Annotated in this window: 16 protein-coding genes; 7 read left to right on the forward strand and 9 right to left on the reverse strand. The window is 55.4% G+C overall.

What is annotated here, in order from left to right:
- Positions 1–123: 123 nt before the first annotated feature.
- The 3 genes from greA to carA form a co-directional block, all read right to left on the reverse strand.
- Positions 124–600, reverse strand: a complete 477-nt coding sequence (gene greA / locus CPA45_RS05730) for a transcription elongation factor GreA (RefSeq protein ID WP_096650654.1) — start codon at positions 598–600, stop codon at positions 124–126.
- A complete protein-coding gene (gene carB / locus CPA45_RS05735; RefSeq protein ID WP_096650655.1) occupies positions 597–3,827 on the reverse strand; it encodes a carbamoyl-phosphate synthase large subunit in 3,231 nt (1,076 codons plus the stop codon). The genes greA and carB overlap by 4 nt, the downstream gene beginning before the upstream one ends.
- Before the next feature lie 86 nt (positions 3,828–3,913).
- Positions 3,914–5,071 carry a glutamine-hydrolyzing carbamoyl-phosphate synthase small subunit gene (carA, locus tag CPA45_RS05740; RefSeq protein WP_208858462.1) on the reverse strand — a complete coding sequence of 386 codons (1,158 nt, stop codon included), beginning with the start codon at positions 5,069–5,071 and terminating at the stop codon, positions 3,914–3,916.
- Positions 5,072–5,741: 670 nt separating this feature from the next.
- On the opposite strand from carA, the gene CPA45_RS05745 reads away from it, so the two are divergent.
- The 4 genes from CPA45_RS05745 (at position 5,742) to guaD (ending at position 12,454) form a co-directional block, all read left to right on the forward strand.
- Entirely contained in the window at positions 5,742–7,097 is a 1,356-nt protein-coding gene (locus CPA45_RS05745; RefSeq protein WP_078090419.1) for an NCS2 family permease, read from the forward strand.
- A gap of 67 nt (positions 7,098–7,164) precedes the next feature.
- Positions 7,165–8,658 carry a xanthine dehydrogenase small subunit gene (gene xdhA, locus CPA45_RS05750; protein ID WP_096650656.1) on the forward strand — a complete coding sequence of 498 codons (1,494 nt, stop codon included), beginning with the start codon at positions 7,165–7,167 and terminating at the stop codon, positions 8,656–8,658.
- Entirely contained in the window at positions 8,642–11,068 is a 2,427-nt protein-coding gene (xdhB, locus tag CPA45_RS05755) for a xanthine dehydrogenase molybdopterin binding subunit (RefSeq protein WP_096650657.1), read from the forward strand. Before xdhA ends, xdhB begins: the two co-directional genes overlap by 17 nt.
- A 36-nt stretch (positions 11,069–11,104) precedes the next feature.
- Entirely contained in the window at positions 11,105–12,454 is a 1,350-nt protein-coding gene (guaD, locus tag CPA45_RS05760) for a guanine deaminase (RefSeq protein WP_096650658.1), read from the forward strand.
- A gap of 31 nt (positions 12,455–12,485) precedes the next feature.
- Here the strand turns inward: guaD and dapB are convergent, their stop codons facing one another.
- Together dapB and CPA45_RS05770 are read right to left on the reverse strand one after the other, a co-directional pair.
- Positions 12,486–13,292, reverse strand: a complete 807-nt coding sequence (gene dapB / locus CPA45_RS05765) for a 4-hydroxy-tetrahydrodipicolinate reductase (protein WP_096650659.1) — start codon at positions 13,290–13,292, stop codon at positions 12,486–12,488.
- 128 nt (positions 13,293–13,420) lie between these two features.
- Entirely contained in the window at positions 13,421–13,702 is a 282-nt protein-coding gene (locus tag CPA45_RS05770; protein ID WP_096650660.1) for a DUF2218 domain-containing protein, read from the reverse strand.
- A 316-nt stretch (positions 13,703–14,018) separates the two neighbouring features.
- On the opposite strand from CPA45_RS05770, the gene CPA45_RS05775 reads away from it, so the two are divergent.
- Genes CPA45_RS05775 through CPA45_RS05785 form a run of 3 tightly spaced genes read left to right on the forward strand, consistent with a single transcriptional unit; the run spans position 14,019 to position 16,961 of the window.
- Positions 14,019–15,128, forward strand: a complete 1,110-nt coding sequence (locus CPA45_RS05775) for an ABC transporter substrate-binding protein (protein ID WP_096650815.1) — start codon at positions 14,019–14,021, stop codon at positions 15,126–15,128.
- Between the two features lie 37 nt (positions 15,129–15,165).
- Entirely contained in the window at positions 15,166–16,218 is a 1,053-nt protein-coding gene (locus CPA45_RS05780; RefSeq protein WP_096650814.1) for a FecCD family ABC transporter permease, read from the forward strand.
- Positions 16,212–16,961, forward strand: a complete 750-nt coding sequence (locus CPA45_RS05785; RefSeq protein WP_096650661.1) for an ABC transporter ATP-binding protein — start codon at positions 16,212–16,214, stop codon at positions 16,959–16,961. Before CPA45_RS05780 ends, CPA45_RS05785 begins: the two co-directional genes overlap by 7 nt.
- Here CPA45_RS05785 and CPA45_RS05790 read toward each other — a convergent pair.
- The 4 genes from CPA45_RS05790 to grpE all read right to left on the reverse strand — a co-directional run bounded on the left by CPA45_RS05790 (position 16,939) and on the right by grpE (position 22,000).
- On the reverse strand, positions 16,939–17,850 hold the full coding sequence (locus CPA45_RS05790) for a DMT family transporter (protein ID WP_096650662.1): 912 nt from the start codon (positions 17,848–17,850) through the stop codon (positions 16,939–16,941). The genes CPA45_RS05785 and CPA45_RS05790 overlap by 23 nt on opposite strands.
- A 164-nt stretch (positions 17,851–18,014) precedes the next feature.
- Positions 18,015–19,166, reverse strand: coding sequence for a molecular chaperone DnaJ (dnaJ, locus tag CPA45_RS05795; protein WP_096650663.1), 1,152 nt, complete (start codon positions 19,164–19,166; stop codon positions 18,015–18,017).
- 111 nt (positions 19,167–19,277) lie between these two features.
- Positions 19,278–21,212 carry a molecular chaperone DnaK gene (gene dnaK / locus CPA45_RS05800; protein WP_096650664.1) on the reverse strand — a complete coding sequence of 645 codons (1,935 nt, stop codon included), beginning with the start codon at positions 21,210–21,212 and terminating at the stop codon, positions 19,278–19,280.
- A gap of 143 nt (positions 21,213–21,355) precedes the next feature.
- Complete coding sequence (gene grpE / locus CPA45_RS05805) at positions 21,356–22,000, reverse strand: nucleotide exchange factor GrpE (RefSeq protein ID WP_096650665.1); 645 nt, start codon at positions 21,998–22,000, stop codon at positions 21,356–21,358.
- Positions 22,001–22,034 lie beyond the last annotated feature (34 nt).

Genomic DNA, 22,034 nt, shown 5'->3' on the forward strand with positions numbered 1-22,034 from the left:
AAGCAATGCAAAAAGCCCGAGACAGTTAACTGCCTTGGGCTTTTTAATGCGCCAATAAAAATACCAAGGCACGGGCGCGGTGCTATAACACACCGGCACCCGCTGCCCGGCAATAGCGCTACGCTAGAGGTGTTCCACGCTTTCTACTTCATACTCAACATCGCCACCAGGGGTCTTCACCACCACAACATCGCCCTCTTCCTTACCAATTAACGCACGGGCAATTGGCGAGGTTACCGAAATACGGCCCTCTTTAATATTGGCCTCGTCCTCACCCACAATGCGGTAAGTAACACTCGCATCGCTATCCAGATTTAGCAGCGATACGGTCACGCCAAAAATCACCTTGCCCGTATTCGGCAGCTTAGTGACATCAATTACTTGAGCGCCGGAAAGCTTACTCTCAATTTCCTGAATACGACCTTCAATAAACCCCTGCTGCTCGCGGGCTGCGTGATACTCGGCGTTCTCTTTAAGGTCGCCGTGTTCACGCGCTTCAGCGATAGCAGCGATCACCTGAGGGCGCGCCTCACCCTTCAGATGGGCGAGCTCATCACGAAGGTTTTTTTCTCCCGCAACCGTCATCGGGACCTTGTTCATTGCGTTGCTCCTGCATGCAGATCCTGAAGGCGCCGCACCGTAATCTCCCTACCGTACTCAAGCGCCATGCAAACAGCATTAGCGCCCGCCAAGGTGGTCGCATAGGGCACCTTGCGCGCGAGAGCAGTACGGCGAATCACCGAAGAGTCGTTAATAGCCTGGCGACCTTCGGTTGTGTTCACAATGTAGGCGATTTCGTCGTTCTTAAGCAGATCGACGATATGGGGACGGCCTTCGTAGACTTTATTGACGTGCTCCACCTCCAGCCCAGCAGCTTCAAGTGCCGCTGCAGTGCCACGTGTTGCACATAATGTGAAGCCTAATGTTAACAGAGAACGAGCAACTTCGATAATCCCCTGCTTATCCGGCTCACGCACTGACAGGAACGCTTTACGGTCACCCTCTAGTGATGGAATAGCTTCGCCTGCGCCTAGCTGCGCCTTGAAGAAGGCTTCAGCAAACGTATCGCCTGAGCCCATCACTTCGCCGGTCGACTTCATCTCAGGAGAGAGAATCGGGTCTACACCTTGGAACTTATTGAACGGGAACACCGCTTCCTTGACGCTATAGAAATGCGGCACGATTTCGCGCTCAAAACCCTGCTCAGCCAGCGTTTTACCGGCCATGCAGCGCGCAGCGATCTGCGCCAGAGAGGTGCCAATGCACTTAGATACAAAAGGCACTGTACGCGAAGCACGGGGGTTGACCTCAATCACGTAGATCTCGCCATCCTGCCAGGCGAGCTGCACGTTCATTAAGCCTTTCACGCCCAGCTCAACAGCCATCTGCTTAACCTGGTCGCGCATTTTATCCTGTACATCAGCAGGCAACGAGTAAGGCGGCAATGCACAGGCAGAGTCACCTGAGTGGACGCCCGCTTGCTCGACGTGCTGCATGATGCCGCCAATTACAACCTGGTGGCCATCCGATACTGCATCGATATCGACCTCTACCGCCGCACTTAGGAAGTGATCAAGCAGCACTGGCGAGTCGTTGGAAACTTTCACTGCATGGGTCATGTAGTTTTCAAGCTCGGAGGCGTCGTAGACGATCTCCATGGCCCGACCACCCAATACATAGCTAGGGCGTACCACCAGCGGATAACCAATCACCTCCGCCTTGGAGAAAGCTTCTTCAAAGCTACGGGCAGTAGCATTGGGCGGCTGCTTCAAGCCAAGCTTGTCGATCATTACTTGGAAGCGCTCACGATCTTCGGCACGGTCGATAGCGTCCGGCGTGGTACCAATAATCGGCACACCAGCCGCCTCTAGCTCGCGGGCCAATTTCAGTGGCGTTTGGCCACCGAACTGGACAATGACACCCACTGGCTTCTCTTTATCAGCGATTTCGAGCACGTCTTCTAGCGTCACCGGCTCAAAGTAGAGGCGGTCAGAGGTGTCGTAGTCGGTAGAGACAGTTTCCGGATTACAGTTAACCATGATGGTTTCATAACCGTCATCGCGCATGGCAAAGGCGGCGTGAACACAGCAGTAATCGAACTCGATACCTTGACCGATACGGTTCGGGCCACCACCAAGCACCATAATTTTCTGGCGGTCAGACACCTCCGCTTCACACTCCTCTTCGTAAGTGGAGTACATGTACGCGGTGTCGGAGGCAAATTCAGCAGCACAGGTGTCGACACGCTTATAAACCGGACGAATGCCCGCTGCCTGACGTGTTTTACGGAATTCTTTTTCGGTCACACCCAACAATTTGGCTAAGCGTGCATCACCGAAACCTTTGCGCTTGAGCTGATAAAGTTCACGGGCTGAGAAGTCGGCCAAGGAGCGCTGGGCAACGGCATTCTCGGTCAGCACTAAGTCTTCAAGCTGCACCAGGAACCAAGGGTCAATATTGGTCAGCGCAAACACTTCATCGACGCTCATGCCTGAACGCATCGCGTCCGCCACGTAGAAGATACGCTCGGCGCCAGCGGCCTGCAGCTCGCCCTGGATGATCGCCATGTTATCTGGCGTGAAGTCGGTAATGATCGGATCAAGACCATCGTTACCGGTTTCCAGGCCGCGCAGCGCTTTCTGCAGTGACTCCTGGAAGGTACGACCAATCGCCATCACCTCACCCACGGACTTCATTTGGGTGGTCAGACGGTCATTGGCCTGAGGGAATTTCTCAAAGGTAAAACGTGGAATCTTGGTAACCACGTAGTCGATGGATGGCTCGAAAGATGCAGGTGTGCGGCCACCGGTAATATCGTTTTGCAGCTCATCCAGGGTATAGCCAATCGCCAGTTTGGCAGCGATTTTAGCAATCGGAAAACCGGTCGCCTTGGAGGCCAACGCCGAGGAGCGCGACACCCGGGGGTTCATTTCGATAACCACCAGACGCCCGGTTTTCGGGTCCATACCGAACTGAACGTTGGAGCCACCGGTCTCTACACCAATCTCGCGCAGAACCGCGAGGCTGGCATCACGCATGATCTGATACTCTTTATCGGTCAGCGTTTGTGCCGGGGCCACGGTGATGGAGTCACCGGTGTGCACCCCCATGGGGTCGAAGTTCTCAATCGCGCAGACGATGATGCAGTTATCGTTTTTATCGCGGACAACCTCCATCTCATACTCTTTCCAACCCAGCAGCGACTCATCAATCAGCAGCTCATGGTTATTGGAAAGCTCGAAACCGCGGGTACAGATTTCTTCGAACTCTTCCTTGTTGTACGCCACACCGCCGCCAGAGCCACCCATGGTGTATGACGGGCGAATAATGGTCGGAAAACCCAGCTCCGCCTGAATCTCCCACGCCTCATCCATGGTGTGCGCAACTTTCGCTTTCGGGCACTCTAAACCAATACGCTTCATGGCCTGATCAAACAGATCACGGTCTTCCGCCATATTAATCGCATCGGCATTGGCACCAATCATCTCAACACCGTACTTTTCCAGCACGCCGTGATGATCCAGCTCCAACGCGCAGTTCAGTGCGGTCTGGCCACCCATCGTGGGCAGAATGGCATCTGGGCGCTCAGCTTCAATAATTTTTTCCACCGCCTGCCAGGTAATCGGCTCGATGTAGGTGGCATCGGCCATAGCGGGGTCGGTCATGATGGTAGCCGGGTTGGAGTTAACCAAAATAACCCGGTATCCCTCCTCGCGCAGCGCTTTACACGCCTGGGCGCCGGAGTAGTCGAATTCGCAGGCCTGGCCGATAACGATCGGGCCAGCACCAATGATAAGAATGCTCTTGATATCAGTACGCTTTGGCATAACGGTTCCCGCAAAAATAGGTGACGATGAGCAACAAAAAACGGCGTTACGTGGCGACAATAAGGCGCAGTGTCAGCGGCGCTAAGTTAACGACGCGCCAGCATCATGGCGACAAAGCGATCAAACAGCGGCGCCACGTCGCGTGGGCCAGGGCTGGCTTCCGGGTGCCCCTGGAAGCTAAACGCCGGGCGGTCAGTACGCTCAATCCCTTGTAGCGTGCCATCAAACAGCGAACGATGTGTTGCACGCACATTGGCGGGCAGGGTCGCTTCATCGGCAGCAAAGCCGTGGTTTTGGCTGGTGATCATCACCGTACCGGTGTCTAAATCTTGCACCGGGTGGTTAGCACCGTGGTGGCCATGGCTCATCTTGACGGTTTTTGCACCGGAGGCTAGCGCCAGCAACTGGTGACCAAGACAGATACCAAATACCGGGATATTGGTTTCCAGCACTTCCTGGATTGCTTTGATAGCGTAGTCGCAAGGCTCTGGGTCACCCGGGCCGTTAGCCAGGAAGACCCCATCTGGATTCATCGCCAACACCTCAGCTGCGGGCGTTTGTGCTGGCACTACCGTTAGACGGCAACCACGAGCAGCAAGCATGCGTAGAATGTTGAACTTCACCCCGTAATCAAACGCCACCACATGATAGGGCCGCTCGGCCTTTCCATCAGGGCCGGCAGCATCGGCATAACCTTCGCCCAAGGTCCATTCGCCTTCCGTCCACTCGTAAGCCTCTTTACATGACACTTCTTTGGCCAGGTCCATCCCCTTCAAACCAGGAAACGCCTTCGCCGCCGCCAGCGCCCGCTCTACCGCGTCATCGCCCTCTGCATCTGCTCCCGCCAGAATCGCGCCATTTTGTGCACCTTTATCGCGCAGAATGCGCGTTAAGCGACGGGTATCGATATCCGCAATGCCCAGCACATTTTGGCTTTTCAGATAGTCAGAAAGCGTTTGCTCGGATCGAAAACTGCTGGCCATCAGCGGTAGATCACGAATCACCAAGCCCGCCGCCGCAATTGATGCGGACTCTACATCTTCCGAATTAATGCCAGTGTTGCCAATATGGGGATAGGTAAGCGTAACGATTTGGCGAGTATAAGAGGGGTCAGTGAGGATTTCCTGGTAGCCGGTCATGGCTGTATTGAACACCACCTCACCGCGTGTGACGCCCTCCGCGCCAATGGCTGTACCGTGAAATACACTGCCATCTTCCAGGGCCAATATCGCAGGTTTGCTCAATGCGGGGTTATTCAAGACAAGTTCTCCCATGCTGGTGGGAGCCTGTGGGCGCAGGCTCGGCGATCCGGTTTGTCGGCGTTTGCGTGCAAACGTCGGGTCGTAAAAAAGCGGGACGAAGCCGATAATAAAAAATCGGTTTCATCCCGCTTGTTGTTCTCTTCCATGGTAAGTGGCCATGGCGCAGCGCTTAGCTGACTATTTTTCTAACCTAGGCCAGTGCAACAAGCGCGGTGCTTTTTCTACAGAGCTTTTTCTACAGAGCTTTTTCCGCAGAACTCCCTCGCAGAGTTTTTCCTGAAGAACACCCTCTTTTCTGAAGAGCATCTCGTCAGCACCTTCTCTACAGGTTATTCGCTCGCTCAATGCAGATATTTTGCTGCTTTTCTGCAGCCACTGGGCCAAAATTTTTGGAATGTTACAGGATTTATCGACCTTAGGCTAGGCCTAAAAGCACAGATCACGCTAAACGATCCTCCCCTCTCTCCTGGCATTGACTTCTGACCATTGACCCGTGCGGAAATCTTCGTCGAACGGAATAAATCTAGTATACAAAATTAATATATTTAGTTGCCTTATAGAGCGCTTTTTGTCTACGCTTGCAAATATTGACCAAATGGTCAAACTCGTTTTGTTCGATAGCTCACTCAATAACTACAAAGAGAATATCGTCATGCCACAAAGCCCTACGCCGTATTCCGGCTCCTCCCCCGTCCCGGCAACAACTGCCTTGGATAACTACTTCAATGTCAGCCGCCGCGGCTCCTCGGTGAAGACCGAAGTGCTTGCAGGCATCGCTACTTTTCTGGCTGGGATGTATATCATCGTGGTCAACCCAGCAGTCCTATCCGATGCTGGCATTCCCTTTTCGGCAGCCCTTTCCGCCACAGTAGTCATCAGCTTTTTTAGTAGCCTGGCCATGGGCCTGTATGCCCGAAACCCAATTTTGGTCGCACCAGGCATGGGCATGAACGCGCTTTTCACCTATACCCTGGTGCTTGGCGCAGGGTTATCGTGGGAAGTTGCTCTGGGCTGTGTGTTCTGGTCGGGGGTATTGTTCGCGGTACTGGCAATGTTCAACGTTCGTGAAGCTATCATCGAGGCCATTCCCGCCTCATTGCGCTACGCCATCACCTGTGGCATCGGCCTGTTTATCACTTTTATTGGGCTCAAAAATGCCGGGTTCATCGTTGCCAACCCAGCGACCCTTATTAGCCTCGGCGACCTGAATGCAAGTCTCGTCACCTTCTTCATTGGCCTGATGGTCACAGCGATATTGGTGATTCGCGGCTTCAATGGCGCTCTGATCCTGGGCATCGCCCTAACCACCCTACTGGCGGCCCCTATGGGCCGGTTGTGGAGTGACGAAGTATTGGTGGCTTGGCAAGGGCTGGCCTCATGGCCGGATTTCTCGGCTGTGATGAAGGTCGATATTCTAGGCGCCCTAAAGGTAGCTTACTTACCGTTTATCTTTGTGATGCTGTTCACTAACTTCTTCGACTCGCTGTCCTGCTTCATGGCCCTGTCCGAGTCTGCTGACCTCAAGGATGCCAACGGCAATCCACGCAACCTTAAGCGCTCCATGACTGTAGATGCCTTTGCGTCAATGATTGCAGCTCCTCTCGGCACCAGCGCGGCACAGACGTTTATCGAATCCGGTGCTGGCGTCGCCCAGGGTGGCCGTACCGGACTCACTGCAGTAGTTATTGGCGTGCTATTCCTGCCCTTCCTGTTCCTCTCGCCACTGCTCTCCTTGGTCCCTAGCATTGCGACTGCCCCAGCCCTGGTACTGGTAGGGCTGTTTATGATGGCCCCCATTGGCAAAATCGACTGGAGCCGCCTTGAAGAGGCTTTCCCTGCATTTCTGGCCATCATCTTAATGCCACTGACTTACTCCATCACCCTTGGTATCGCCTTTGGTTTTATCAGTTTTGTACTAATCCGACTCGCCACCGGCAAGCTGAACGAGATTAAGCCCGCTATGTGGGTATCGGCCCTGTTAGCGGTGGTCATGTTGCTGACGGCATAGTTGTTGCTGACGGCATAAATGGTTGGTTAATAACTAAATAGCGAATAACAACATAACAGGTAGAACTATGATTAACTTTTACCTCAATGGACAACCGCAGCGCGTCGCCGCGGATGCCCACCTCAGCGTCTTGGAGCTGTTGCGCGAACAACTTCACCTGACCGGTACCAAGGAAGGCTGTGCCTCTGGTGACTGCGGTGCCTGCACTGTGGCCATCGGCGCCCCTGATGCCACTGGTGAGCTGCGCTACCACAGCGCCAACGCGTGCATCATGCCGGCCCATCAACTTCAAGGCTGCCACTTGGTAACCGTAGAGGGCTTGGCGGATGGCCAGGAGCGCCTACATCCTGCCCAGACAGCCATGGTTGAATGCCACGGTAGTCAGTGTGGTTTCTGCACACCAGGCATCGTGATGTCACTGTTTACGCTCCACGAAGAACAGCATCGGCACCCTGCTCCGCTCGCTACTGCATTTAGCTCCGAACGCCTGGAAGCAGCCCTTGGCGGTAACCTGTGCCGCTGTACTGGCTATCGCCCCATCCGCGATGCAGCACTGGCCATGAACAAGATTGATGGCCACCGCCCAGCTTGGCTGGATAAAACCTGGGATGACGCGCTGGATAACCAGCACCCGGCCAATCAACTGGCTGTAGATGCCAGCCATTTCCACCAGCCCCGCCGACTGGGCGAACTGGTCCGCCTGCGTGCAGCCCACCCGGAGGCACGCTTGGTCGCTGGCGGCACCGACCTGTGGCTTGAGGCCACTCAGCACCTGACAGACTTCCCACGGGTCATTGATACCACGCGAGTAGATGAGCTCCAGCGTATCGAACAAGGCCAGGATACCGACGGGCGCTCCGGCTGGTGGATCGGTGCCGCCGTCACCTATGCCCGCCTGGAGCCTCTGCTCAAGCACGAATACCCAACCTTCGCCCACCTGCTTCACCGCCTCGGCTCAGCCCAGGTACGCAATCGCGGCACACTGGGAGGCAACGTGGCCAACGCATCACCCATCGGCGACACGCCACCGGTACTGCTGGCCCTCGATGCCCAGCTACGCCTTGCCGGCCCTAAAGGAACCCGCGAAATTGCCGCCACCGACTTCTTCCTTGATTACAAGAAGACCGATCTGGGCGCAGATGAAGTCTTAAGCACGATCTTTATTCCCGAGCCCCAGGCGGGCCGCCCACTTAAGGTATGGAAACTCTCGAAGCGCCGCGAAGATGATATTTCTGCTGTGCTTGGTGCTTTTGCCTGGCATCTGGAGGATGGCTGCCTGCGTGATGTACGTTTGGCATTCGGCGGCATGGCTGGCATACCGGCCCGAGCCCGAGCTGCCGAGGCCGCACTCGAAGGATGTCCACCATCACCAGCCGTTTTCGAGTCTGCATGCAAGGCCCTGACCAGTGACTTCTCACCAATGAGCGATGTGCGCGGCAGTGCCGATTACCGCTCTAGATCCGCCAGCGCGCTGCTTGAACGCCTACGCCTAGTCATCGCCTCACCTACTTCCCCCCAGGCACAAACTCAGGAGGTGATGCTACATGCGTACGCTCACTGATTTATCAGAGTCTCAGACCGAACAGAAAAAGTCTCAGCCTGAAAAAAACTCAGGTAGCTCTTTCTCAGGTAGCTCTTTCTCAGGGGCTTCGGCCCACCACGAGAGTGCGATCAAGCATGTCACCGGGCGCGCGGCTTATATTGATGATTTGGCCCTTCCGGCCGATGCCCTGCACCTAGCCGTGGGCCTCTCGCCTGTTGCCCATGGCCGCATCACCCAGATGGATCTGGAAGCCGTACGATCCGCCCCTGGCGTGGTGGACGTTATTAGCGTGGCAGACGTACCAGGCCATACCGATATCGGCCCAGTGTTCCCAGGGGATCCCATCATGGCCGACGGTGAAGTGCTCTATGCCGGCCAAGTGCTGTTCGCCGTGGCGGCCAACAGCCACCGTGCTGCCCGTCAGGCAGTTAACAAGGCCATCGTCGAGATCGAAGAACGCCCTGCTAGCCTCAACCCCGTGGCCGCTGTCGAGGCCGGTGATCTAGTACGCCCTACCCACCAGCAAATCAGTGGAGACTGGGAGAAAGCCCTCGACAATGCTGCCATTGTCATTACCGGCGAGCAGTTCGTTGGTGGCCAGGAACACTTCTACCTGGAAGGGCAGGCTTGCGTTGTTCACCCCAGCGAGGACGAAGGTGTCGTGGTCCATACCTCGAACCAACATCCCAGTGAGACGCAGAAGCTGGTCGCCGAGGTACTCGGCATCCCCTTGCATGCGGTCACTGTCGAGACACGGCGCATGGGTGGCGGCTTCGGTGGCAAAGAGACGCAGGCCTCCCCCTGGGCCTGCCTGGCCGCCTTGATCGCCAGGCGCACCGGGCGCAGCTGCCGCTTCCGATTATCGCGGGTCGATGACATGCGCGTGACCGGAAAACGCCACCCCTTTCATAATCGCTACCGTCTCGGCGTCGATGCCCATGGCGTGATCCTGGGTGGCGATATCAATGTGATCGGCGATTGTGGTTACTCTCCAGATCTTTCCGATGCCATCGTCGATCGCGCCATGTTCCACTCGGATAACGCATACTCCCTCGGTGAGGTTCGCGTCACCGGTCACCGCGCCCGCACCCATACCGCCTCTAACACGGCCTTCCGCGGTTTCGGTGGCCCCCAAGGCATGATGGTGATCGAAGCGGCAATGGAAGACATCGCACGCCGTATGGGTGAGGATCCACTGACTGTGCGCAAGCGCAATTTCTACCGCGACGGGCGCAATACCACCCACTACGGCCAGACAGTGGATCAGACCGCTCTCTTGCATGAGCTAGTCGAGCAACTCGAAATCTCGAGTGACTACTGGCAACGGCGCAAGACGATCCGAGAGTTCAACGCCCAGAGCCCTGTGATTCGCAAAGGCCTAGCACTGACCCCGGTAAAATTCGGTATTTCCTTCACCGCCCAGCACCTCAACCAAGCTGGTGCGCTACTTCACGTCTATACCGACGGCAGTGTGATGATCAACCACGGCGGCACCGAGATGGGCCAGGGCCTACATACCAAGATCTGCCAGGTGGTGGCGCGGGAGCTGGGGCTGGACCTGGAGAAGGTGCGCATCACCGCCACACGCACCGACAAGGTGCCCAACACCTCACCCACCGCAGCCTCCAGCGGCACCGACCTAAATGGCCAAGCAGCCCGTGATGCAGCGCTCAAACTCAAGACACGGCTCTATGACTTTGCCGCCGAGCACTATCACCTCGACCGCGAAGCCATGCGTATGGAAAATGGTTATTTGGTCACAGGCCTTGGGGAAAGTGAACACCGCATTGCCTGGGGAGAGCTGGTCCAGGCTGCCTATCTATCGCGCGTCTCGCTGTCGGAAAAAGGCTTCTACGCCACGCCATTGATCCATTACGACCGTGCCAACGGCAACGGTCGGCCTTTCTATTACTACGCTTTCGGCGCTGCCGTGGCTGAAGTCTCGGTGGATACCTTGAGCGGTGAATACCAGGTAGATCGCGTCGACATTCTTCATGACGTAGGCGACTCCCTTAACCCAGCCATCGATATCGGCCAAGTCGAAGGCGGCTTCGTTCAGGGGATGGGCTGGTTAACCAGCGAGGAGCTGAAATGGAATGACCGCGGCCAGCTGATCTCAAACGGCCCAGCCACCTACAAGATCCCGACCTACGGCGACCTCCCTCCAACCTTCAACGTCAGCCTGATGGAAGGGCATCCCAATTCCATGGCCAGCATTTATCGCTCCAAGGCGGTGGGTGAACCTCCCTTTATGCTCGGCATATCGGTATGGGCGGCACTGCGTGACGCCCTGGCCAGCCTCAGCGGATACACCCAGGCGGTGCGTCTGGACACTCCGGCCACTCCTGAGCGAGTCATGGCCGCAGCCGAAGCGGCACGCATCAATCTGCGCCATGCCGCCGACGGAGGACAAAGTAATGGCCACTAAGCTCCCCTCTCTAAAATTATCTTCAGGAGCCACACCGTGAATGAAGAGCAAGGACAATACCTGAAACAAGAGCAAGAGCATGCCTGGTTGATACGTGCACGCATCTTGAGTTTCGATGCCGACCCAGGCGATGGTGATACTCCACGAGATGGCAGCGTTGTCTACCACCAGGATGGCGCCCTGTGGTGGGCTGACGGCCGCATTCAGGGCATTGGCGACTACCGTGACCTGGCCCCTCAACTGCCTGCAGATGTCAGCGTCATCGACCAGCGTGACAAACTGATCATGCCGGGCTTCATTGACAGCCATGTCCACTACGTCCAACTCGACATCATGGCCTCCTATGGCCGCCAATTGCTGGACTGGCTGAATGATTACACCTTTCCCGAGGAGTGTCGCTTTGCCCAGCGCGCACATGCCGACAACATGGCCGAAGCTTTTCTCAAAGAGCTGATGCGCGTCGGAACTACCTCAGCCCAAGTATTTTGCTCAAGCCACCCCAATTCGGTAGATGCCTTCTTCAGTGCTTCCCAGCGCCGCGGTCTATGCATGCTCGCAGGCAAGGTACTGATGGATCGCCACGCACCGGCAGCACTTACCGATCAGACCCTCGGCGGTATCCGCGATACTGAACGCTTGATCAGCGACTGGCACGGCACCGACCGTCTCGGCTACAGCGTCACGCCACGCTTTGCCCCCACTTCAACTCGCGCCCAGCTGGATGCTGCCGGCGGCCTACTACGCAACGATGGCAGCCTATGGCTGCAAACCCACTTATCGGAAAACCTAGGCGAGTTGGACTGGGTAGCTGAACTGTTTCCGGAAAGCCGTGACTACCTTGAGGTTTACGAGCAGTCCGGTCTGGTGGGCCCACGTAGTACCTTCGCCCACGGAATCCATCTGGACGACGGAATGCGCAAGCGACTGGCCGACCGCAGTGCCAATATCGCTTTCTGCCCAAGTTCCAATCTATTTCTCGGCAGCGGACTGTTCGACCGCCGTGCAGCGCAGGACATAGGACTGAACCTGACCCTGGCCAGCGATATTGGGGCCGGCACCGACCTTTCCGGCCTAGCCACCCTCAAGGCGGGTTATCAGGTAGGGCAACTACTCGGTCAGCCACTTACTGCCTGGTCAGGCTTCCATGCTCTGACCAGAGGCAATGCCATCTCGCTGTCACTAGATGACCGCATAGGCCGCTTCGCGCCGGGCATGGATGCCGATTTCGTTGTCATCGACCTGTCAGCCTCACCGCTGATGGCAAGGCGTATGGCCAGATGCGAGAGCTTGGCAGAAGAGCTATTCACCCTGATGATGCTAGGTGACGACCGAGCCATCTTTGAAACCTGGGCAGGGGGACGGTTACAACATCGCCGCCAGGATTGAAGCAAGGCTCAGCGCACATGGAGCAATACAATTACTCCAGGCCTAACACATCCTGCATGTCGTAACGGCCGTGCGCTTGGTCTGCGACCCAGCGGGCGGCACGTACGGCCCCTTTGGCAAACGTCATGCGGCTGGAGGCTTTATGGGTAATTTCGATACGCTCGCCTTCTGTGGCAAACATTACTGTGTGTTCACCAACGATGTCGCCAGCGCGCACTGTGGCAAAGCCGATCTCTTTGTCGGTGCGCGGGCCACACTGTCCTACCCGCTCAAACACACCGTGCTCTTTTAGCGTGCGGCCGATGCTTTCTGCAACCACTTCACCCATCTTAATAGCCGTGCCAGAGGGCGCATCTACTTTATGGCGATGGTGTGCTTCGATAACTTCGATATCATAGCCTTCGTCACCCAACGCTTTAGCAGCGGTTTCCAGCAATTTAAGGGTGAGGTTAACGCCCACGCTCATATTCGGCGCGAATACCATTGCCACTTTGTCACGGTAGCTATCAAGCTCGGCCAGCTCGTCATCGCTCATACCGGTGGTGCCAATCACGATGCGTTTACCGTGTTCAGCGCAGAAGGCTAAATTAGCCAGCGTTACCTGGGGCGCGGTGAAGTCGATCAGTACATCGAAGTCGTCCGCTATCGCACTTAACGAATCCACCGCCACCACGCCACGCTTACCAACGCCTGCCAATTCACCAATATCCGCACCGGCCAGAGAACTACCCGGCTCAACAATCCCCCCAGCTAGCGAGGCACCCGCCTCCTGCTCAACCGCGTTTACTAACGTGCGGCCCATACGGCCAGCTACGCCTACAATGGCAATTCGGGTCATGGAAACTCCTGCGCACGCGCCGTTCGGCATCAATCTTGAGAAAAAATCAGGGATAGAAAAGTGACTGCGATTATAACAGACCCCCCTTAGCGATGCGGCGCTAAAGGCAGTCCTATATATCATCCAAATTAGTTTTCCCAGACGATTTCTAACGGCTCGTCTTTTGCCATACGCACTAAGTGGCTCTCCACCACACCCTCCAACTGATCCAGATGCTCCTCTTCCAGAGTCTCGATAGACACCAGCAGCCGCTCGGGCTCAGCGCGCATTAGGCAGGCACCGGTTGAAAACGTAATGGTGGCCTGCTGATCACTCTGCTCTACCTCCAGCTTATGCGCCCAATGCTTGCAAAGACGGTTTATCAAACGCTCAGCAGAAGGCGTAGCAATTTCGGCACGAGATAAAGGCATAGGTCTACTCCAAAATATAAATACTTACGGGCTATTTCTTACTGCCATGTTTTAAGGGGCATGTCTTAAGGGACATGTTATGTGGGCTATTTCTCACTGACGAGCAAGAGGCAGCCAAAACATTGGCGCCGAGCACTAAAAATAGCATATACAGATAGCGCCCAAACGTTAATAAGTTACAATACTAACTGCGTCTCAATCCCAACGAAACCACAATACGCCAGCAATGCCAATCTTCTATTAACCTCTATCGATCAACGAGTAAGCAATGCTCAATTCACTACGCTTAAAGCCATGCTTCAAAATACGCTTCAACATGCTGCTTGGCACGCTCATGGCCCTTGGATGCTGCACAACGGCTGTAGCTGACGCTATTACCATCACCGATATCGCTGGCCGCCAAGTCACCCTATCCGCCCCGGCTGAGCGGGTCATTCTAGGAGAAGGGCGACAAATTTATCTGCTTGGCTTACTCGAACCAGAAGACCCTTTCGCCCATGTGGTCGGCTGGCGCGAAGACTTTTCACAGGCAGCCCCCGATAACTACGCCCGTTACGCCGAGCGCTTCCCAGAAATTGAAGCGATACCGACCTTCGGGGGCTTTAAGGACGGCACCTTTGATGTGGAGCAGGCCGCCGCGCTTAACCCAGACGTGGTACTGATGAATATCGAAGCAAAAGCAGCGACGGAAGACGCCGCTTACGACGAAAAACTGGCACAGCTCGGCATTCCCATCATCTATGTAGACTTTCGGGAAGACCCGATTGAGAACACAATTCCCTCCATGCGGATCATCGGCCAAATCATGGACGATGAAGAAGCAGCAGAAGCCTTCATCGAGTTTGCTGAGTCTCAACTGGCACGGGTAACGGATGTGCTTGCCGAGGCCAACCCCGAGCGCCCAAGCGTATTTATTGACCGTGCAGGTGGTTATTCCGACGAGTGCTGCATGAGCTTCGGGCCGGCCAACTTTGGTGAATATGTCACCCTGGCAGGCGGCACCAACATTGCCGAAGGCATTATTCCCAACAGCTTCGGCAACCTGAATCCTGAACAGATTATTGCCGCTAATCCCGACCACGTGGTTGTCACCGGCGGTAACTGGGACGCTTATGTGCCTGGTGGCGCCTGGGTCGATATGGGGCCTGGCGCCGATATGCAACGCGCACGCACTAAGCTTACTGCATTGACCAAGCGCACCGCGATGACTGGTATTGATGCAGTGGAGTCAGCTAATTTTCACGCTATTTGGCATCAATTTTATAACAGCCCCTACTACTTCGTGGCTGTTCAACAGCTAGCCAAGTGGCTACACCCTGAGCTATTTACCGACCTAGATCCCAACGCCACGATGCAGGAGCTCCACGAGCACTTCCTACCCATCGACTATGAGCCCGGCTACTGGATATCGCTCAATGACGACTAACACTGGGGTGACAGAAACAGAGGTGGCAGAAACCAGGATGACAGAAACCCTGTCACGAGGGCGAGCTTTCTATCATAGCCAGGTTTTCCGCCGCCAAATGATATTGGCGGGGCTGGTTCTTGCGCTGTTTTTTAGCCTTTGCGTCGACCTGGCGCTTGGGCCAGCCCGCTATAGCCTGGGCGAAGTGATCGCGGCGCTTTTTACGCCGGATAGCGTCAGCCAGCAAGCACGAGTGATTGTGTGGGAAATCCGCATGCCGGTGGCGCTGATGGCACTGGTTGTCGGGGCTAGTCTGTCGGTGGCTGGTGCGCAGATGCAAACCATTTTAAGCAACCCTCTTGCCAGCCCATTCACCCTGGGCATCTCTGCAGGTGCCAGCTTTGGCGCGGCGCTCGGACTTGCTTTTGGTGTGGCAATTATTCCAGCCGCTATCGAATTTGTGGTGCCCATCAACGCCTTTGTGATGGCCATGTTCACCGCCTTTTTAATCCACGCCTTAAGCTTGCGCCGTGGCGTTACGGTGGAGACCATAATCCTGCTAGGCATCGCCATGGTGTTTATCTTTAATTCCTTAATGGCACTGATCCAGTTCTTCGCCAGCCAAGAGGCGGTATCCGCGGTGGTATTTTGGACCATGGGAAGCTTAACCAAAGCGACCTGGCCCAAGTTCTGGATCGCTCTAAGCATCCTTGCATTGTCGATGCCGCTGCTTGCCCGCCATGGCTGGGCACTAACCGCTATGCGCCTGGGCGATGCTAAAGCCGAGAGCATGGGTGTGAACCCACGAGCGCTACGCTTGGAAGTGCTGGTATTGGTATCACTGCTCGCTGCCATCTCAGTGGCATTTGTAGGCACCATTGGCTTTATTGGCTTAGTGGGGCCACATATCGCTCGCATTTTGCTGGGTGAGGATCAACGCTTTTTCCTACCAGGCTCTGCCCTGTGTGGTGCACTGATACTCTCCGTTGGCTCGGTTATCTCCAAAATCATTATCCCCGGCACCATCGTTCCCATTGGCATTATCACCTCGCTGGTGGGGATTCCCTTCTTTCTATTTCTGGTACTTAACCATAAGAAGGCCTCATGGTAACCCTACAGTTGAACCGCGTATCCGCCCGTTATGGGCGCCGCTCTATTTTGGAAGAGATCACTACGCCCTGCTTCCAGGGCGGGCAAATGGTGGCACTACTGGGCCCTAACGCGGCAGGCAAATCAACGCTTTTTCGCCGTGTGTTAGGGCTGTTAAAAGGCGAGGGCGAGGTGATTATCAGCGGCACCAGTGCCGAGCGCCCAGTGGCTTATATGCCCCAGGACACCGGTGCCAGGGCGGTATTGACGGTGTATGAATCGGTGCTTTTGGCCCGCATGCAGGGGCGTGGATTAAAAGTACAGCCCGACGATTTAGCGCAGGTTGACCGTGCATTGGAAGAGCTCAGCATCACGGTGCTTGGCGAGCGAGATATTGGTGACCTAAGCGGCGGACAGCGCCAGTTGGTCAGCGCTGCCCAGGCCCTGGTGCAGGAGCCCGAAATTCTGATGCTGGATGAACCCACCTCGGCACTCGACCTTAACCGCCAAATTAGTCTTTTGACGGTTCTGCGCAGACTAGCCGACGAGCGTCAGATGCTGATATTGGTAGCACTCCACGACCTGGGGCATGCGCTACGCTTCACTGACGCCGCCATGCTGCTTGAAAGTGGCCGCTTAATTGCCTGCGGCCCCACCGCTGAGGTGATCACCCCTGCACGGCTACGCCAGGTCTATCACGTAGCAGCGCGTATCGAGTCCTGCTCAAAGGGCCAGCCTCAGCTCATCGTCGAAGCAGCCATTTAACCCTTAACCTAAGTCGCCGTCCTTCCATCGCTGCTAACGCGACTCCGCTCAACATCAGCGGTAGTGCTAGCAGAAAGGCACTGGATACCGGCGATCCAAATAGCACCCAGTCAGCCAGCACAGGCCACACCAAAGCTATATATTCGAAAGGCGCCAAACGCGATGCCTCAGCGTAACGCAGGGCTAAGGTCATCGCGATATGGGCGGCGCCACCAAACAGGCCAGATAACACCAATAGCGCAAACTCGACTCGGGTAAGTGATGCCCAGCCCAACGGAAGTGTTGCCAGCCCTGCCAGCGCTGCAACCACAATAAAATAGAAGGCAATGGAAGCCGCCGTTTCAGTCCGGGAAATACGCCTGACCGTCAACAGCGCCCCTGCGGTTAGCAGCGCACTGAGCGCCCCCAAAATATATCCGGTCAGTTGTCCATTACCGGCACTAGCATCAAGCCCAGGCAAGATCAGTACAGCCACCCCGGCAAGCGCTAACAGGACACCGCCCGCCCGATAAAGCGAGAACCGCTCCCCCAGCAGCAGCACACCACCCACCGCCATAAAGACAGGCGTTAACTGGGCGAGCAGCGTTGCCTCTGCGACCGGCAGCAGCGCCACCGCCGCAAAAGAGGCAAACATCGCTGCCGCCCCCAACCCCGAACGCAGCGCATGCCCCAACGGGCGTCGCGTAGCTAACCCTTGGGGGAACTCCCGCCGTAGCATCAGAAAAACAACAATCGGTAGTAGCGCAAACAGCGAGCGGAAAAATACCGACTGCCCCACTGGCACTGTGTCGCTCACGGCTTTAATACACACCAGCATCCCGGTGAATAGCAGGCCTGACAGAACCCGTAGCAAAATACCCATTGAGGGCCTTTCTTCAAGGTTATCCATTGGGTCTAACGTTCCTTGAACAGCAAAAACCCCCGGAGAACCGAGGGTTTTTGAATCACACATCTAGTGCCTAAACACTATCTCAAAATCACAGCACTATCTCAGAACCACAGTGCTATCTCAGAATCACAGTACTATCTCAGAATCACAGCACTATCTCGGAATTACGGTTTCATCTCTTCAAAGAACTTCTTCACACTGTCGAAGAAACCGGTCTTCTTCGGTGAGTGGCTGTGACTGTTACTGCCGTCGAAGCTCTTTTGCAACTGGCGAAGCAGGTCTTTTTGCTCGTCGTTAAGATTGACGGGCGTCTCCAACACTACTTTGCACAGCAGGTCACCCGGGGCACCACCACGCACTGGCTTCACACCTTTACCACGCAGGCGGAATAGCTTGCCTGTTTGTGTTTCCGGCGGGATTTTCAGCTTCACACGGCCATCTAGCGTGGGCACTTCAAGTTCGCCACCAAGGGCTGCATCTACAAAGTTAATCGGCACATCACACTGTAGGTGCTTGCCGTCGCGTCTGAAGATATGGTGCGGTTTGATGGAAACCTGTACGTATAGGTCGCCCGGTGGACCACCGTTAACGCCACTTTCACCTTCAGCGTTTAGGCGAATACGATCACCGGTATCGACACCTGGCGGAATTTTCACCGACAGAGTGCGGGTTTCACGCACGCGCCCTTCACCATTACACTTATGGCATGGCACCTTAATCTGCACACCAGTGCCATGACAGGTCGGGCAGGTTTGTTGCACAGCAAAGAAGCCCTGCTGCATACGCACCTGGCCGTGACCATTACACGTTGGGCAAGTCACTTTACTAGTGCCTGGCTCCGCACCCTCTCCATCGCAGCGGTCACACTCGATATGGCGCGGCACACGAATATCTACCGTTGTACCAGCCACCGCGCTCTCGAGATCAAGCTCTAGGTTATAGCGCAGATCAGAGCCTCGGGCAGGCGCGTTGGGACCACGGCGTCGGCCACCGCCGCCGCCAAAGATATCGCCAAACACATCGCCGAAGATATCTCCAAAGTCGCCAGAGCCGCCGCCAAAACCGCCACCACCAAAGCCGCCGCCCTGGCCATCTACTCCGGCATGACCAAACTGGTCGTACGCCGCGCGCTTTTCGCCATCGCTTAAGATTTCGTACGCTTCAGACACTTCACGGAATTTTTCCGCTGCGCTGTTATCGTCCGGGTTTCGATCAGGGTGGAATTTTTGCGCCAGACGGCGATAGGCCTTTTTGATCTCTTTCTGATCGGCCCCTTTTTCGACACCCAGGACTTCGTAATAATCGCGTTTGGACATGGGTCCTACGCCTCCTGGTTAGCTACGCACTTAATAGGCGTCTCGACCGCGGAAACAGCAACGCGGGAGTTGCCTCCCGCGTCACCGCTTTCCTTGGCAGAAAGAGGTTGGTTACTGCTGTTTCTTGTCGTCGTTGACTTCTTCGTACTCGGCGTCAACCACGTCATCATCCTGCTTGGCGTTGGCACTCTCTGCGCCATCACCCTCGGCTTGCTGGGCTGCTTCTGCCTGCTCAGCATACATTTTCTGCGCCAACTGGCCCGAAGCTTCGGTCAAAGCATCCAGTTTCTTCTGGATGTTGTCCTGATCGTCAGTTTTGATCACTTCTTCCAGCTCAGTAATAGCGGTTTCGATGGCCTGTTTTTCGTCATCGGTCGCTTTATCACCCGCTTCCTGAACGGTTTTACGCGTAGCGTGAATCATCCCGTCAGCTTGGTTGCGCAGCTGTACCAACGCTTCGAATTTCTTATCTTCGTCAGCGTGGGCTTCTGCATCGCGCACCATCTGCTCGATCTCTTCATCGGTAAGACCGCTAGACGCTTTGATGACGATGGACTGCACTTTGTTAGTTGCTTTGTCTTTGGCCGACACATTCAGGATACCGTTGGCATCCAGGTCGAAGGCAACTTCAATTTGCGGTACACCGCGCGGTGCCGGCGGAATCTCAGCAAGGTCGAAACGGCCAAGCGACTTGTTCTGCGACACTTGCTTACGCTCACCCTGAACAACGTGAATGGTCACCGCTGTTTGGTTATCATCCGCCGTTGAGAAGGTTTGTGTCTTCTTGGTCGGGATCGTGGTGTTCTTGTCGATCAGTGCGGTCATCACGCCGCCCATGGTTTCAATACCCAGGGTCAGCGGGGTTACGTCAAGCAGCAGTACGTCTTTAACGTCGCCACCTAGTACACCACCCTGAATCGCAGCACCGACAGCAACCGCTTCGTCAGCGTTGACATCTTTGCGCGCTTCTTTACCGAAGAAGTCAGCCGCTTTCTTCTGCACCATCGGCATGCGGGTCTGACCACCAACCAGAATCACTTCATCGATTTCAGAAGCAGACAGGCCAGCATCTTTGAGCGCCATTTTGCAAGGCTCAAGAGAGCGCTGTACCAACTCCTCAACCAGAGACTCCAGCTTGGCACGTGTCACCTTAACGTTAAGGTGTTTCGGGCCAGTGTTGTCGGCCGTGATGTACGGCAGGTTAACGTCGGTTTGCTGGGCACTGGAAAGCTCGATCTTGGCTTTCTCTGCAGCTTCTTTTAGACGCTGCATAGCAAGGTTGTCGCCAGACAGATCAATACCGCTATCAGCTTTGAACTGGTCAACCAAGTAGTTGATCAGCGCCAAGTCAAAATCTTCACCGCCCAGGAAGGTGTCGCCGTTAGTGGCCAACACTTCAAACTGAGTTTCGCCGTCAACGTCCGCTACTTCGATGATAGAGATATCGAAGGTACCACCGCCCAGGTCGTATACCGCGATGGTTTTATCGCCGCGGGATTTGTCCATACCGTAGGCTAATGCGGCAGCCGTCGGCTCGTTGATGATACGTTTTACATCAAGACCAGCAATACGGCCGGCATCTTTCGTAGCCTGACGCTGGCTGTCGTTGAAGTAGGCCGGTACGGTGATAACCGCTTCAGTAACCGGTTCGCCGAGGTAGTCTTCGGCGGTTTTCTTCATTTTCTTTAACACTTCCGCGCTTACCTGCGGCGGCGCCATTCGCTTGCCTTTTACTTCTACCCAGGCATCACCGTTGTCGGCTTCGGCGATTTTGTACGGCACCATTTTGATGTCTTTTTGTACAACATCATCTTTGAAGCGACGGCCAATCAGGCGCTTGATCGCGTAAAGCGTGTTTTCAGGGTTGGTCACGGCTTGGCGCTTAGCGGCCTGACCTACCAGTGTTTCGCCATCATCGGTGTACGCGATGATAGAAGGCGTAGTGCGGCCACCTTCGGCATTCTCAATTACTTTAGCGCTATCACCATCAAGCACAGCCACACAAGAGTTGGTGGTGCCCAGGTCGATACCAATAATGCGTCCCATAGCAAAAACCTCGAATTCGGTAGTTACAAAACTAAAAATTTCGTTTTCAAAACATATTGCGGGCTTACCCGCGGGGTTGACCTTTATTTGGGGGCCGCTGGCAGCATTTCAAGGGCTTTTTACTGCTTTGCGCCAACCTTTTCTTACTTCGCTTTTTGGCTGACCACCACCATGGCCGGGCGCACTAGGCGACCATTGAGCAGATAACCTTTCTGCATCACATCCATAACGGTATTCGGTTCAAGCTCGGGATTTGGCACCATGGCCATCGCTTCATGTACCTGTGGGTCGAAGGGCTCGCCATGGGGCTCAACGCTTTCAACACCAAATTTATTGAGCACATCAAGCTGCATTTTCAAGGTCATGGAGACGCCTTCGCGATGAACATCCGATGCACCATCCTGCATGCTCTCTAGCGCTTTTTCGAGGCTATCTACGACGGGGAGAAGTTCTTTCACGAATTTTTCGAGCGCAAATTTACGGGCCTTATCTGCTTCTTGCTCGGCCCGGCGACGCACATTTTGGGCTTCAGCGGCAGCTCGTAACGCCTGATCTTTGGCTTCTGCCAAGCTTTGCTCAAGCTCTTCTACCTGAGCAGCCAGCATATCGGCTTCTGGGTTATCAATACTGTCTACCAGCAGCTCTTCGCCGCTAACTTCTTCGTCACCAATCAAGTCTTCCAGCTCACCTTCCAGCAGGCGCTCTTCGACAGTCTGTTCAGTGACTTCGGCTTCTTGTTCACGGCGAGCCAGCTCATCATCCAACGGGGTTTGCGGTTCTTTTGCCATGTTCAGCTCCTAAAATATGCAAAGGTGCCGCAAT

Origin of the sequence: Vreelandella nigrificans, from assembly GCF_002374315.1 — a bacterium.
GTDB lineage: Bacteria > Pseudomonadota > Gammaproteobacteria > Pseudomonadales > Halomonadaceae > Vreelandella > Vreelandella nigrificans.

What these genes read in the sequence shown, in the direction of transcription:
- greA (WP_096650654.1), bottom strand. Translation starts at nt 600, where the DNA reads ATGAACAAGGTCCCGATGACGGTTGCGGGAGAAAAAAACCTTCGTGAT.
- carB (WP_096650655.1), bottom strand. Translation starts at nt 3,827, where the DNA reads ATGCCAAAGCGTACTGATATCAAGAGCATTCTTATCATTGGTGCTGGC.
- CPA45_RS05745 (WP_078090419.1), top strand. Translation starts at nt 5,742, where the DNA reads ATGCCACAAAGCCCTACGCCGTATTCCGGCTCCTCCCCCGTCCCGGCA.
- xdhA (WP_096650656.1), top strand. Translation starts at nt 7,165, where the DNA reads ATGATTAACTTTTACCTCAATGGACAACCGCAGCGCGTCGCCGCGGAT.
- xdhB (WP_096650657.1), top strand. Translation starts at nt 8,642, where the DNA reads ATGCGTACGCTCACTGATTTATCAGAGTCTCAGACCGAACAGAAAAAG.
- dapB (WP_096650659.1), bottom strand. Translation starts at nt 13,292, where the DNA reads ATGACCCGAATTGCCATTGTAGGCGTAGCTGGCCGTATGGGCCGCACG.
- CPA45_RS05770 (WP_096650660.1), bottom strand. Translation starts at nt 13,702, where the DNA reads ATGCCTTTATCTCGTGCCGAAATTGCTACGCCTTCTGCTGAGCGTTTG.
- CPA45_RS05775 (WP_096650815.1), top strand. Translation starts at nt 14,019, where the DNA reads ATGCTGCTTGGCACGCTCATGGCCCTTGGATGCTGCACAACGGCTGTA.
- CPA45_RS05780 (WP_096650814.1), top strand. Translation starts at nt 15,166, where the DNA reads ATGACAGAAACCCTGTCACGAGGGCGAGCTTTCTATCATAGCCAGGTT.
- CPA45_RS05785 (WP_096650661.1), top strand. Translation starts at nt 16,212, where the DNA reads ATGGTAACCCTACAGTTGAACCGCGTATCCGCCCGTTATGGGCGCCGC.
- CPA45_RS05790 (WP_096650662.1), bottom strand. Translation starts at nt 17,850, where the DNA reads ATGGATAACCTTGAAGAAAGGCCCTCAATGGGTATTTTGCTACGGGTT.
- dnaJ (WP_096650663.1), bottom strand. Translation starts at nt 19,166, where the DNA reads ATGTCCAAACGCGATTATTACGAAGTCCTGGGTGTCGAAAAAGGGGCC.
- dnaK (WP_096650664.1), bottom strand. Translation starts at nt 21,212, where the DNA reads ATGGGACGCATTATTGGTATCGACCTGGGCACCACCAACTCTTGTGTG.
- grpE (WP_096650665.1), bottom strand. Translation starts at nt 22,000, where the DNA reads ATGGCAAAAGAACCGCAAACCCCGTTGGATGATGAGCTGGCTCGCCGT.